Source organism: Pseudoalteromonas sp. bablab_jr010 (assembly GCF_016464105.1).
Lineage (GTDB): Bacteria > Pseudomonadota > Gammaproteobacteria > Enterobacterales > Alteromonadaceae > Pseudoalteromonas > Pseudoalteromonas simplex.
In genome coordinates, this window is sequence record NZ_JACDWV010000161.1 from 75,119 (window position 1) to 88,844 (window position 13,726).

Sequence of the window (13,726 nt, forward strand, 5' to 3'; positions counted from 1 at the left end):
AAACTAATTTATTTGCAAACAGGCATAAAAAAAGCAGCGATTTCGCTGCTTTTTTGTTTCACAATGCTAATTAAGCATTTTCGACTGCTGTACGTGGGTCAACATATTCCATGTTGAAAGCTTCAGCTACTTCTTTATAAGTAACTTGGCCTTTGATTACGTTTAAGCCTTTTAAGAAGTTAGCATCGTCAAGAAGCGCTTTCTTATAGCCTTTGTTAGCAAGGTTGATGATGAACGGTAATGTTGCATTGTTAAGTGCGAACGTAGAAGTACGTGGAACAGCACCTGGCATGTTAGCAACACAGTAGTGAACAACGTCATCAACGATATAAGTAGGATCAGCGTGAGTTGTCGCTTTAGACGTTGCGATACAACCACCTTGGTCGATTGCAACGTCAACGATTGCAGAACCAGGCTTCATTGCTTTGATGTGCTCAGCTGTCACTAGTTTAGGCGCTGCTGCACCTGGGATTAGTACGCCACCGATCACAAGGTCAGCTTCTAGTACGTGTTTTTCGAGTGCGTCAGCAGTAGAGTAGATAGCTTTAACTTTATTACCGAACTGTGCGTCTAATGCACGTAGTACGTCGATGTTACGGTCAAGAACAACAACGTCAGCACCTAGGCCAACAGCCATTTGCGCTGCGCTACGACCAACCATGCCGCCGCCGATAACAACAACTTTAGCTGGCTCAACACCTGGTACACCACCAAGTAACATACCACGACCGTGGTTTGATTTTTCAAGCGCTTGTGCACCAGCTTGGATAGACATACGACCAGCAACTTCACTCATAGGAGCTAGAAGAGGTAAACCGCCACGTGAATCAGTTACTGTTTCGTAAGCGATACACACTGCGCCACTTTTAACTAGGTCTTCAGTTTGTGGAAGATCCGGTGCTAAGTGAAGGTAAGTAAATAGAATTTGGTCTTCGCGTAACATTGCACGCTCAACAGCTTGTGGCTCTTTTACTTTAACGATCATTTCAGCTTTAGCAAAAACGTCCGCTGCTGTTGGTAAAATTTCAGCACCAGCTGCAACATAATCTTCGTTAGTGAAGCCAATGCCCATACCAGCATCAGTTTCAACAAAAACTTGGTGGCCATGGTTTACTAGTTCACGAACACTCGCAGGAACCATACCTACACGGTATTCATGGTTTTTGATTTCTTTAGGTACACCAATAATCATAGTTTTTCGCCTTAATAGAACGGGATAAAATTTTTGACTATTATATTCATGACCAGCCAGTGTGTCTCACCTTTTTTAAGTGCTATTCTAGTGATATAATCTAAAAATATATTTTAAACAGTGCAAAACTCTGGTTTGGCTTATGCATCAATTACTCGACAGAATAGACCGTAAAATTTTAATGGAATTACAGCTCGATGGTCGGATCTCTAACGTAGAGCTGGCAAGGCGTGTAGGATTAAGTGCCACCCCTTGTTTGGAGCGGGTAAAAAAGCTCGAAAGAGAGGGGTATATACTCGGATATAAAGCGGTAGTGGATCCTGCTAAACTTGGCCAAGGTTTGTCGGTTTATGTAGAAGTAACCATCACTAAATCCTCACCAGATGTTTTCGAAGAATTTAACGCTGCAGTTAAAAAGCACGACGAAATAATCGAATGCCATCTAGTATCGGGTAATTTCGACTTTCTATTAAAAACACGTGTAAATGATATGTCGGAATATCGAAATGTACTGGGTGATATTCTACTAAAACTACCAAATGTCAGTGAAAGCCGAACTTATGTGGTAATGGAAGAAGTAAAAGGTGAAGAAGGGGTCATTATTCGCCCATATATTGCCTAAACTGTTAAAATATACATTGAGTAACAAAAACTTGTTCATTATCAGTCCATCAAGGCTAAGATAAAGTGCATCAAACGGCATTTCCTGCTAAGGTATTTCACTGCTAATCGATCAGTAAAGAATAATAAGGAATAGGGAGCTATGCGCCTAAATGGTGTTCAAAGACTGTTAGAAACGGGGCTAATCATCAGCACCTTTGCTGCAGTATTTATTTTATGTGCATTAATCAGTTTTGATCCTGCGGACCCTTCTTGGTCGCAAACCGGTGAATTTGTTAATGTTAAGAATATTACCGGCACAGCGGGAGCTTGGGTTGCAGATATCCTATTACTCACTTTTGGCTGGCTTGCTTATTTAGTGCCTGTTGCTATTCAATTGTTCGGTTATTTATTATTTAAACAACCACACCGTATTTTCCAGCTTGATTACACCACGCTTGCCTTACGTGTCATTGGTTTTGCGCTGTTTATTACTTCAGCGACTGCCATCAGCAGCATTAATTTTGATGATATTTATAACTTCTCATCTGGTGGGGTAGTGGGGGATGTTATTGCGACAGCAATGATGCCAACCTTTAATTTTACTGGCACCTCAATTTTACTACTGTGTTTTTTCTTTGCCGGTTTAACCCTATTAACCGGTATTTCGTGGGTGCAATTTGTCGATTTTGTCGGCAAGTGGGTAATGAAAGCATTTTACTTTTTACGTGAGCAATTTTCTGCTTGGTTACATCGTGAAAAAGAAGCTGTTAAAGATATTGCCACGACAGAGCCAGACGCTAACTTTGTAGAGCCAGAAAACGAGCCAGCAATTAGCTTTAATGATGCAGATGAAGAAGAATCAAAGCCTACTAAGCCTAAGCAAAAGCCTGCTGAAAAAGCCGATGATGATTTTAAAGGCTTTGATGAACTAGACGATATTCTTGACCAAGAAATTGGTTTTAGTGCCCTTGATGATGAATCATTCGATACCGTATCGGCACTGAATGCGCTTGATCAGAGCCCAGTTGTTGAGCCAGAAAAACCTGTTACAACGGTTGTTTCGCCTGCGCGCCCTATGCCTAAGCCAAAACCTGCGTATCAGCCACCGCCAACGGCAAAAGAAAAGTTCGAAGCACTGCTTGAAGAGCAGCCGCCTGCAAACCCGTTACCGTCTCTTGATTTATTAGACCGCCCAGATAAAGCGAAAAATCCATTATCTCAAGAAGAGCTTGATGGAATCTCGCGTCTAGTTGAAACCAAACTACTTGATTTTAACATTCAAGCTGCGGTTGTGGGTGTATACCCAGGTCCGGTTGTAACGCGCTTTGAGCTTGATTTAGCGCCGGGTATTAAAGTGGCTAAAATCACTGGCCTAGCGAAAGATTTAGCGCGTTCACTGTCTGCTGTAAGCGTACGTGTGGTAGAAGTTATTCCGGGTAAAACCTATGTAGGTCTAGAGCTGCCAAACAAACACCGTGAAATTGTGCGCTTAAGTGAAGTTATTAACGCGCCTAAGTTCGAATCAAACCCATCACCACTGACTATGGTGTTAGGTAAAGACATTGCTGGCGAACCGGTATGTGCTGACCTTGGCAAAATGCCACATTTACTTGTTGCGGGTACCACAGGTTCAGGTAAGTCAGTGGGCGTTAATGTAATGATATTAAGCTTACTGTACAAATCGGGCCCAGATGATGTTCGTATGATCATGATCGACCCGAAAATGCTTGAACTTTCTGTGTACGAAGGCATCCCACATTTATTATGTGAAGTTGTGACCGACATGAAAGAAGCAGCCAATGCATTGCGTTGGTGTGTAGGCGAAATGGAACGTCGTTATAAGCTGATGTCGGCACTTGGTGTTCGTAACTTAAAAGGTTACAACCAAAAAGTGTTGGATGCCAAAGAAGCGGGTCAACCGATTCTAGATCCACTGTTTAAAGACACCGATGGCATGGCCGATGGCCCTGAAGAGCTAGATAAACTGCCAAGTATTGTGGTGGTTATTGACGAATTTGCCGACATGATGATGATCGTGGGTAAAAAAGTGGAAGAGCTGATTGCACGTATCGCGCAAAAAGCCCGTGCTGCAGGTATTCACTTAGTGCTAGCAACACAGCGCCCATCGGTTGACGTAATTACCGGTTTGATCAAAGCGAATATTCCAACCCGTATGGCGTTCCAAGTTTCAAGTAAAATTGACTCGCGTACCATTTTAGATCAGCAAGGTGCTGAAAACTTGCTTGGTATGGGTGACATGCTTTACTTACCGCCGGGTACCAGTGTACCAGTGCGTGTACATGGCGCGTTTGTTGACGACCACGAAGTACATGCGGTTGTAGACGATTGGAAAAAACGTGGCAAACCAAATTATATTGATGAAATTTTAAGTGGCGATGCCACAGAAGAAATTTTACTACCAGGAGAAACCAGTGAAGACGGTGATGAAGAGTCAGATCCGCTTTACGATGAAGCAGTATCATTTGTAATTGAAACCGGCAAAGTGTCGGTATCGAGTGTACAGCGTAAGCTTCGTGTAGGTTATAACCGCGCAGCGCGCTTAGTTGAACAAATGGAAACATCAGGCATTGTTAGCGCACCAGGACACAACGGTGCCCGCGAAGTCTTAGTGCCAAATGGTGGAGCAAATTAATGAAAAAAATTAAATACCTGGCCCTAATTATGGGCTGTTTATTAAGCGGTCAAAGTTTTGCAGACGACAGCGAAGCGTTGCAACAACAGCTGGCTGCGATTAAAAGTTTTAAAGCAGAGTTTTCACAGCAAGTGACCGATTCGCAAGGCGAAGCTATCATGCAAGGTGAGGGGAATATTGCCCTTCAGCAGCCTATGATGATCCGCTGGCAACAGCAAAGCCCAGACGATACCTTGTTTGTATCTAATGGCGATAAAACGTATTACTTCGACAGCTTTGCTGAGCAAGTAACGATTATGAATACCCACAGCCTGATTGATTCAACACCGTTTGTATTGCTGACCTCAAAAGATCCAGAGCAGTGGGCTAAATACCAAGTTGTGGCAACCGATGCTGGCTTTAGTGTCACGCCAAACAAAGGCGTTGAGAGCCAAGTTGAAAAGCTAGACATTCGCTTTAATGCTAAAGAGCAAGGCCTAGCATCACTTACTGTATTAGACACCTCAGGTCAGCAGTCTTTATTTACCTTTAAAGATGCCAAGGTAAACGAAACACTTGCAACTCAAACCTTTGAATTTACCATTCCAGAAGGCGTTGAAGTTGACGACCAAAGCCAAGGTGATTAAGGCTTGAGTAATCTCGGATTTAATTTTGGTCCTGATGTGCGCCCACTTGCGGCGCGCATGCGACCCGAAACACTCAATGACTACATAGGTCAGCAGCACCTTTTAAGCCCAGATAAACCTCTTTACCAAGCGATTCTTGCAGGTCGATGCCACAGCCTCATTTTGTGGGGACCGCCAGGCGTTGGTAAAACCACGTTAGCGCAGATTATTGCAAACCATGCCGATGCCAGCCTTATTCAAATGTCGGCAGTCACAGCAGGTGTAAAAGACATTCGTGAGGCCGTAAGCGAAGCAAAAGCAAACCTTGCTGGTCGAGGACAGCGCACCTTATTGTTTGTTGACGAAGTGCATCGTTTTAATAAATCTCAGCAAGATGCATTTTTACCGCATATCGAAGACGGTACTTTTATTTTTGTTGGCGCAACCACCGAAAACCCATCATTTGCACTTAATAACGCGATACTGTCTCGTGCTCGTGTGTACGTATTAAAAGCACTTGAACAAGCCGATTTATTTAACGTAATTGAGCGAGCCTTACGTGAAGACGTAGAGCTCAGCCAAAAACACATAGACATTGCCGAAAACGCTAAGCAAGCGCTTTGCCAAGCAAGTGATGGCGATGCGCGTAAAGTGCTTAACCTGTTAGAACAAGCCGTCGATTTAACCACGGAGCAGCAGGGTAAATACCTTGTTGATCAACATGTGTTAAGCCAAGTTTTACCAACTCACTTAGCCAAATACGACAAAGGCGGCGATGAGTTTTACGACTTGATTTCAGCGTTTCATAAGTCAGTGCGAGGTAGTTCACCTGATGGCGCCTTATATTGGTACTGCCGTATTTTAGCAGGGGGCGGCGACCCACTTTATGTGGCTCGGCGTTTATTAGCGATTGCTACAGAAGATATTGGCAATGCTGACCCGCGAGCAATGGAAGTGGCACTCAATGCGTGGGATATTTTTCAACGTGTAGGCCCAAGTGAAGGTGAGCGTGCTATTGCACAAGCCACCATATACTTAGCCAGTGCCCCGAAAAGTAACGCTGTGTATATGGCGTTTAATCAAGCAATGCAAGATGCTAAAAATGAGCCGAGCCACCCGGTGCCAGAGCATCTACGCAATGCACCAACCAGCTTAATGAAAGACTTAGGTTATGGCGCTGAATATCGTTATGCACACAATGAGGAAGGTGCATTTGCTGCAGGCGAAAAGTATTTCCCTGAGGCAATTAATGATCGCCAGTATTACTTCCCAACCGACCGCGGGCTTGAACAAAAAATAAAACAAAAGCTGGACTATTTAACTCAGCGTAACGAGCAAAGTGATATTAAACGCTATGAATAGCTTGAAACTTTACATGATGATTGCAATGGGTGGCGCTTCAGGGGCATGTTTACGCTATTTTCTTAGCGAAACCATGCTAAAACTGCTCGGTAGGGGATTCCCTTTTGGCACGTTGACAGTTAATATTCTTGGTTCATTGTTAATGGGCATTTTATACGGCTTGATTGAAAAAGAAATAATCGCTGTTAGCCCCGCTAAAACCTTAATTGGTATTGGCTTTTTAGGTGCATTGACCACCTTTTCAACATTCTCAATGGATTCGTTGTTGCTCTTGCAACAAGGTCACTTTTTTAAAATGGCCCTCAATATCACCTTAAACGTGGTGGTGTGTATATTTATGGCTTGGCTGGGCCTTCAGCTGGTAATGCAAAAAGGTTAAAAATCGAACATGTTAGATTCTAAATATTTACGTCAAGATATCGAACAAGCGGCTGCACGTTTAGCATCACGCGGTTACGAACTTGATACTGCAGCGGTAACTGCACTTGAAGAAAAACGCAAAACATTACAAGTAAAAACGCAAGAACTTCAAAGCGAGCGTAATGCAAGTTCCAAAGCTATCGGCCAAGCAAAAGCGAAAGGCGAGCACGAAAAAGCACAACAGCTGCTTGATTCAGTAAGTAACCTTGGCGATCAACTAAACAGCGTAAAAGCAGAGCAAGACGCAGTACTTGAAGAGCTTAAGCAAATTGCACTTGCTATTCCAAACTTACCTGATGAGTCTGTTCCTGTAGGTGAAGACGAAGATCAAAACGTTGAAATTTCAACCTGGGGTACGCCTAAGTCATACGACTTTGAAGTAAAAGATCACGTTGATGTTGGTCAAGACGTAAACGGCCTAGACTTTGAAATGGGCGTTAAAATCAGTGGCGCGCGTTTCACTGTTATGCGTGGTCAAGTTGCACGTATGCACCGTGCTCTTACGCAGTTCATGCTTGATACGCACACAGACAAAAACGGCTATACAGAAATGTATGTACCTTACCTTGTTAATAGCGCAAGCTTATACGGCACAAGCCAATTACCTAAGTTTGCTGGTGACTTATTCCACACCTTAGGTTTAGTGGATGACGACGGTCAGCAACAACCTGGTTTTAGCTTAATTCCTACAGCTGAAGTACCGCTTACGAACAGTGCTCGTGACGAAATTTACGACGAAAGCGACTTACCAATTCGTTTAACAGCGCATACGCCTTGTTTCCGTAGTGAAGCAGGCAGCTATGGCCGTGATACACGTGGTCTTATTCGTCAGCACCAATTCGACAAAGTTGAATTAGTACAACTAGTAAAACCAGAAGATTCAATGCAAGCGCTAGAAGAGCTAACAGGTCACGCTGAGCAAATCTTACAAGCATTAGAACTTCCATACCGTAAAGTGATTTTATGTACGGGTGATATGGGCTTTGGTGCAGCAAAAACTTATGATTTAGAAGTATGGTTACCTGCACAAAACACCTATCGTGAAATCTCATCATGTTCAAACATGGTTGATTTCCAAGCGCGTCGTATGCAAGCGCGTTTCCGTCGTCAAGGTGAGAAAAAGCCAGAGCTACTTCATACATTAAATGGTTCAGGTTTAGCAGTTGGTCGTACACTGGTAGCAATCTTAGAGAACTATCAACAAGCAGACGGCTCGATTGTTGTACCAGAAGTATTGCGCCCTTACATGGGTGGCTTAGAAGTTATTAAATAACGTTTAAGTTCATAACGTTTTAAAAACCGTATTTTGATCAGAAAATACGGTTTTTTTATACCTAGCATTAATAATAATTGCGGTACACAGTATTTTTAGTAGACTAAAAAAAGTACTACAAGTTTAAAAACTAAACTACATAGTATTTTATTAAAATACACGAAGGACTGCTGTTATGAAAAGACTACTCGCCGTAGCATCCGCTGCTTTATATTTAGCAAGCTCTGTCGCTTTTGCTAAAGACAAACCCAATATTCTAATTATATTCCCCGATGATGTTGGCTGGCAAAATGTAAGTGCTTATGGACTTGGTACCATGGGTTATAAAACGCCAAACATCGATAAACTCGCCCACGAAGGGGCAATGTTTACCGATCATTACGCGCAACCATCGTGTACTGCAGGGCGCGCTGCACTTATTACAGGTCAATATCCAATTCGTAGTGGCATGACAACGGTGGGCCGACCAGGCGCTGAGCTTGGTTTAAAAGCGGGTTCTTATACCCTTGCTGAGGTTTTAAAAGAGCAAGGTTATGCAACAGGGCAGTTTGGTAAAAACCACTTAGGTGATCGCAACGAGCACTTACCAACCGTGCATGGCTTTGATGAGTTCTTTGGCAATTTATACCACTTAAATACTCAAGAAGAGTTTGAGCAACGTGATTACCCGAAAGATCCTGAATTCTTCAAAAAATATGGTACGTGAGGCGTTTTACATACTTACGCCACAAATGTAGATGACAAAACAGTTGATCCACGCTTTGGTAAAGTAGGTAAGCAAAAAATTAAAGATACTGGTCAGCTTTCTCGTGAGCGTATGAAAACCGTTGATAAAGAGTTTATGGACGCAAGCATAGACTTTATTAAACGAGCGAAAAAAGCAGACAAACCTTTCTTTGTTTGGTTTAACCCAAGCCGAATGCATATGTACACGCGTTTAAGTGATGAGAGCCGTTATTTAGCAGAAGAATACACCACAGAGCATGATTTATACGGCAGTGGTCTGATTGAACATGATCAACAAGTGGGCGAGTTAATGGCTGCACTAGATGATATGGGTGTGCTTGATAACACTATTGTTGTTTATTCTACAGATAATGGCCCAGAGCACAGTGCTCGATTACATGGTGGTACAACGCCTTTCCGTGGTGAGAAAATGACGACCTATGAAGGTGGTGTACGTGTGCCTATGATTGTTCGCTGGCCAGGTAAAGTACCTGCAAATACAGTATTAAACGGTATTCAATCGCACATGGATATTTACACAACGCTAGCTGCAGCAGCAGGTGAACCAAATATCGCGAAAAAAGCACTGAAAGAGCATAAGCAACCGATTGACGGCGTAAATAACCTGAATTACTGGCTTGGCAAAACTGACCAAAGCGCCCGTGATCACTTTTTCTACTATTACGAATCAAGTATAAAAGCGATTCGCTACAAGCAATGGAAGCTGCACTTTGAAACGAGCGAAAATTATTATGCTCCTTATGAAAAGCAAAAGTTCCCAATTTTCTATAACATACGTATGGATCCGTTTGAAAGCTTTGATGGTTTAACCGACCGCTCAGACATAGTGCAAGCTAAGCAATGGCTGAATGAGCCTGTGCAACATCTACTTGGCGAACACATAAAATCGCTATCAGAGTATCCACCACTGCAAAAAGCAGCAAGCTTCGACTTTAGCCAGCTAATGGAACAGTTGATGTCTGGAAAGCAGTAACTCTCAATAAAACAATTTATTGGCTTGTTAATTAAATAAATAGCCGCATCGGGAAGCAAATAAGCTAACCATGCGGCTTTTTGCTTTTGGCTAGAAGACAAGTGATAGTAAAGCTAAAGTCGATCTAAACTCGAACAACCAACGTATTCAAAGCATTAAGTTAATAGTGTGAAGTAATATGAGTGATAAACAAAAGCCTGTGCCAACATCACGCTTTGCAAGAGCGGCTCGGCTTGGTTCTTTAGCAGGTAAAGTTGCGAGTAATATGCTGTTTGAAGGCACAAAAGCATGGGCGACCGGCAAGCAAACATCACGACAAGAGTTATTGTTACAGCCAAAAAATATTCAGCGCTTTGCAGAGCAGCTAGCAAATCTTCGCGGGGCTGCAATGAAATTGGGGCAGCTGTTATCCATGGATAGTGGCGAATTACTTACTCCTGAGCTATCTGCAATTTTAGCAAGGCTGCGTGCAGAAGCGACACCCATGCCACAAAAGCAGCTAGTTAAAGTAATGCGTGAGCATTGGGGCGATGCGTGGCTAGGGCAATTATCGCATTTTGAGCTCAGACCATTTGCTGCAGCATCAATAGGGCAAGTGCATATTGCTTACCGAGAATCGGGCGAAAAGTTAGCAGTTAAAGTGCAATACCCAGGTATTGCAAAAGGCATTGCCAGCGATGTTGATAACTTAGCTTACCTTCTCAAGCTCAGTGGCTTATTACCCAAAGAGGTAGAAATACAGCCTCTTATCGAGGAAGCAAAACAGCAGCTTATAAACGAAGCTGACTACGAATTAGAAGCGAGTTTTTTAAAACGCTACAGCGAGTGTTTAAAGGGTGATGACAATTACCTTATTCCAAATGTGGTTGATTCGCTTAGTTCTTCTCAAGTTTTAGTCATGAGCTTTGTTGAAGGACAAGAGCTAGATGAACTGGAAAGCACACAGCAAGCGCTGCGTAATAAAGCGGTTGAACAGTTACTCAGCCTATTTTTACGTGAATTATTTAGCTTTAAACTAGTTCAAACAGATCCAAACTTTGCTAATTATCAATATCAAATCGACAATCAACGCTTAGTGCTTTTAGACTTTGGTGCCACCCGCGAACTACCTCAGCATATTAGTGATGGTTACTTACAGTTATTATCTGCTGCGATTAATAACGATAGAGCAGGTGTGGCAACAGCAGCACAGCAAATTGGCTACTTTCAACAAGGGCTTGCTCAAGAATATATAGATAATGTCGTTGATATATTTCTACTCGCCTGCGAGCCACTGCGCCACCAAGGTGAGTATGATTTTGCGAATAGCGACTTACCAAAACGAATTAAAGAGCTCGGCCTAAAAATGAGCACCGCCTCAGAGTATTGGCATGCACCACCCGTAGATGCCTTGTTCGTTCACAGAAAACTAGCGGGCCTGTTTTTAATCGCTGCAAAGCTAGGCGCAAAAGTGAATGTGAACAGTATTTTTAAGGAGTTTGAAGTACTGAGGGATAAATAATTGAAAGGGAGTTTGGGGTAACTCATTTCTGGCCCAAGATGAGCGACGAGAGCATTTTCTTTTTCTGAATATCTTTAGTATCAATAAAAAATTAGAATTGGTAAAGCATTACGTTATTTGTTAAAAATAGATTTATTAATACATGAGTGTGACATCGGCAGAAAGATACGGGACGAGCGCACTATAAAATTGTTAGGGCACTATGAGATTCCTCACCATATTTTTAATCGTCGCTATTGCAGGCTGCTCTTCTAGCCTGAAAGTCATAGATGATGCTGACTCCGGTGAAGGTATTGTAATAATGAGCCGAAATGCAGAGATAATATTGGCAAAAGTAGTCTCATATCCTTCTAGAAGTTATTCATTTTATTTGGAAGAAATTAATAAGTTTTCGGGTAAATATTGTGGCAGCAATTATGAAGTTACTCTGAGAGATGACATGATTGTTGTCATTAGCTACGAATGTCGGTCTGGTCGTTGCGGAGAGACACCAAATCAAGCATATGTTTTTGAAATAACATGCCCTAACAAGGCCTTAAAGTCGGATTCTTAACAGTTGGCTCGGTTCCGCTTCGCTTCACAGTTTAGCCAACTATTAATCACCTCTTAAGGCGGCGTTATATGCCTATAGGAGCTAGATGAAACTTCTGTTGAAAATTGCCTTATCAGTTCTCACTTTACTGGTCGTGCTTTATTGGTCTAGCTTCTTTATTTTACCTGCTATCACAATCGTGAATTATTCGGGTGCAACCATATCTCAAGCGGAAATTGATTTACCAAATAGCCACTTAGATTTTGGTGCAATTTCTAACGGTGCAAGCAATACCCTTCATTATTCTCTGGCGCAACAGCAAGAGGGTGTATACAACTATACATTTATCACTGCAAATTCGGTTGCAAATCACGGTAGTTGCGGATACGTTACTAACAACGAAATAAATAAACGTGTTGTTATTTCTGTGCACAAAGACAATCGTGTCACATGCAATTAGGCATATAACAAAGGACGCAAAATAGCAGGCTTGCGTTCCTACGTCGCTAATATTAGCCTGCTATTTTGCGCCGGTTAGGCAAGCGTTGCTGTTATCCGAATATTTTAGAAAAGGATTTATTATGAGAGTTGGCTTTTTATTAATACCGTTAATTGTAAGTGGTTGTGCAGGCTTACCTAAGTATAAAGCTCCTTTAGCAAACCAGCCTACAGCGACACTAAAAATAAATCATGATTTCAATGCGCCTTTTCTTGGTTACTCTACATTTGTAAATGTTCACTCAGAAGAGGAATCATGTGGAAAATCGTTTGGTGCGGAAAGTGCAGCTCAATTAGTTATTTTGGATGACAGTAATCCTTTAATTTCGCCATTAAATCCAGATGGCGTAAATCTTATTGCTGATAAAAAATACACCTTCATGATTATGTCTGTTGCAGGCATGAGCAATTGTACAACTTACGCTTCATTCAAGCCAAAAGCAGAGCAGAATTATGAAATAAACGTGTCGGGTAAGTTAGGTGCTTATGACTCATACTGTAAAGCTGAATTAGTCCGTATTGATGGAAAATCAAAAGAAGCTTCACCTACACAATTCGATTATTATGGTAATTGCAGAGAATCGAATAACTAACACATAACAAGGCACTCAACCAAGGACGCAGCAGAGCTTATCGTTATGGTTTAATGGAGGAGTGGTGAACTTAGGAAACTGGGATTGCGCAATTATCAAAAGCCTGTCATGGGTAGCCTTAGGAATAATCCTAATAACTTTGGTTATGGGTTCACTACCTACAACCGATAGTGATATTGCTGGCTTATTTGTATCAAGTTTACTTTTTCTGGGTGTCTATTTATTTGTATCGTTGGTCGGGTGGCTATGCGTCGGCTTTCCTGTTCATTGGGTAATTTGTAAATATGCAAATGCTTCCTTCAAGATCTATATGGTAGTTAGTATTCTAGTAAGCTTAACGTTGTATTTTGTTGAAAGTCAGGATTCTGTATTATTTGCGCTGACTGCATTGTCCCAAGCAATGATATTTAGGTTCTATGTGTATAAGAAAACTTAACAAGCTGTTTAAGTGTGGGACTGCTAAAGCTTGGTTCGGTTTCGCTACCTTTGCATTTTAGCCAAACATTAATCAGCTCCTAACTGGGTGTTACCAAGGCCTTTCTTTTATAGAGCCGTCCTTCGTTTGTTCACAATAGCTTTTTTATTTCGTCAAAGTAAAGTGTTTGCATAGTCAGAAAAACGACCCAATCGCTTGTTTTTATCCTGAGGTAAAAGCGAGAACTCCTAAATTTTAATAACACTGGTAATTAGTTAACAAGTTTGTTAGAAATAATCTAATAAGAAAAACGAGCTACGCTGTGGTAGAAAAACGCGCGATTAGCTCGCTATAAACAT

11 protein-coding genes and 1 pseudogene are annotated in these 13,726 nt (G+C 42.0%); 11 read left to right on the forward strand and 1 reads right to left on the reverse strand.

All coding sequences use genetic code 11. The features are described from left to right. Positions 1-70: 70 nt before the first annotated feature. Positions 71-1,192 carry an alanine dehydrogenase gene (gene ald, locus JIG37_RS17360; protein WP_054552970.1) on the reverse strand — a complete coding sequence of 374 codons (1,122 nt, stop codon included), beginning with the start codon at positions 1,190-1,192 and terminating at the stop codon, positions 71-73. A gap of 142 nt (positions 1,193-1,334) precedes the next feature. On the opposite strand from ald, the gene lrp reads away from it, so the two are divergent. From lrp to JIG37_RS17410, 11 genes and pseudogenes are all read left to right on the forward strand, one after another. Beyond that, positions 1,335-1,814 (forward strand): leucine-responsive transcriptional regulator Lrp, encoded by a 480-nt coding sequence (gene lrp / locus JIG37_RS17365; protein WP_199529925.1) that lies wholly within the window; start codon positions 1,335-1,337, stop codon positions 1,812-1,814. 141 nt (positions 1,815-1,955) lie between these two features. Next, complete coding sequence (locus JIG37_RS17370) at positions 1,956-4,448, forward strand: DNA translocase FtsK 4TM domain-containing protein (RefSeq protein WP_138615744.1); 2,493 nt, start codon at positions 1,956-1,958, stop codon at positions 4,446-4,448. Continuing rightward, positions 4,448-5,074: an outer membrane lipoprotein chaperone LolA gene (gene lolA / locus JIG37_RS17375; RefSeq protein WP_199529926.1), complete on the forward strand. Its 627-nt coding sequence runs from the start codon at positions 4,448-4,450 to the stop codon at positions 5,072-5,074. The genes JIG37_RS17370 and lolA overlap by 1 nt, the downstream gene beginning before the upstream one ends. A gap of 3 nt (positions 5,075-5,077) precedes the next feature. Then, on the forward strand, positions 5,078-6,415 hold the full coding sequence (locus tag JIG37_RS17380; RefSeq protein WP_199529927.1) for a replication-associated recombination protein A: 1,338 nt from the start codon (positions 5,078-5,080) through the stop codon (positions 6,413-6,415). Continuing rightward, positions 6,408-6,794: a fluoride efflux transporter CrcB gene (gene crcB / locus JIG37_RS17385; protein WP_082389253.1), complete on the forward strand. Its 387-nt coding sequence runs from the start codon at positions 6,408-6,410 to the stop codon at positions 6,792-6,794. The genes JIG37_RS17380 and crcB overlap by 8 nt, the downstream gene beginning before the upstream one ends. 9 nt (positions 6,795-6,803) lie before the next feature. Beyond that, positions 6,804-8,108: a serine--tRNA ligase gene (gene serS, locus JIG37_RS17390; protein ID WP_199529928.1), complete on the forward strand. Its 1,305-nt coding sequence runs from the start codon at positions 6,804-6,806 to the stop codon at positions 8,106-8,108. A gap of 175 nt (positions 8,109-8,283) precedes the next feature. Further along, positions 8,284-9,384 (forward strand): annotated as a pseudogene (locus tag JIG37_RS17395) (sulfatase-like hydrolase/transferase); the annotation flags it as partial. Then, complete coding sequence (locus JIG37_RS22740) at positions 9,361-9,828, forward strand: hypothetical protein (RefSeq protein WP_244664403.1); 468 nt, start codon at positions 9,361-9,363, stop codon at positions 9,826-9,828. The pseudogene JIG37_RS17395 and the gene JIG37_RS22740, both read left to right, overlap by 24 nt. A 178-nt stretch (positions 9,829-10,006) precedes the next feature. After that, on the forward strand, positions 10,007-11,329 hold the full coding sequence (locus tag JIG37_RS17400; protein WP_199529929.1) for an AarF/ABC1/UbiB kinase family protein: 1,323 nt from the start codon (positions 10,007-10,009) through the stop codon (positions 11,327-11,329). Between the two features lie 638 nt (positions 11,330-11,967). Then, positions 11,968-12,321 (forward strand): hypothetical protein, encoded by a 354-nt coding sequence (locus JIG37_RS17405; protein ID WP_105174297.1) that lies wholly within the window; start codon positions 11,968-11,970, stop codon positions 12,319-12,321. Between the two features lie 121 nt (positions 12,322-12,442). Then, positions 12,443-12,952 (forward strand): hypothetical protein, encoded by a 510-nt coding sequence (locus JIG37_RS17410; protein WP_199529930.1) that lies wholly within the window; start codon positions 12,443-12,445, stop codon positions 12,950-12,952. Positions 12,953-13,726: the final 774 nt, after the last annotated feature.

Bases quoted from the DNA above. Each gene is read 5' to 3' on its own strand.
- lrp (WP_199529925.1), top strand. From the start codon at position 1,335: ATGCATCAATTACTCGACAGAATAGACCGTAAAATTTTAATGGAATTA.
- JIG37_RS22740 (WP_244664403.1), top strand. From the start codon at position 9,361: ATGGATATTTACACAACGCTAGCTGCAGCAGCAGGTGAACCAAATATC.
- ald (WP_054552970.1), bottom strand. From the start codon at position 1,192: ATGATTATTGGTGTACCTAAAGAAATCAAAAACCATGAATACCGTGTA.
- JIG37_RS17370 (WP_138615744.1), top strand. From the start codon at position 1,956: ATGCGCCTAAATGGTGTTCAAAGACTGTTAGAAACGGGGCTAATCATC.
- lolA (WP_199529926.1), top strand. From the start codon at position 4,448: ATGAAAAAAATTAAATACCTGGCCCTAATTATGGGCTGTTTATTAAGC.
- serS (WP_199529928.1), top strand. From the start codon at position 6,804: ATGTTAGATTCTAAATATTTACGTCAAGATATCGAACAAGCGGCTGCA.
- JIG37_RS17400 (WP_199529929.1), top strand. From the start codon at position 10,007: ATGAGTGATAAACAAAAGCCTGTGCCAACATCACGCTTTGCAAGAGCG.
- JIG37_RS17405 (WP_105174297.1), top strand. From the start codon at position 11,968: ATGAAACTTCTGTTGAAAATTGCCTTATCAGTTCTCACTTTACTGGTC.
- JIG37_RS17410 (WP_199529930.1), top strand. From the start codon at position 12,443: ATGAGAGTTGGCTTTTTATTAATACCGTTAATTGTAAGTGGTTGTGCA.
- crcB (WP_082389253.1), top strand. From the start codon at position 6,408: ATGAATAGCTTGAAACTTTACATGATGATTGCAATGGGTGGCGCTTCA.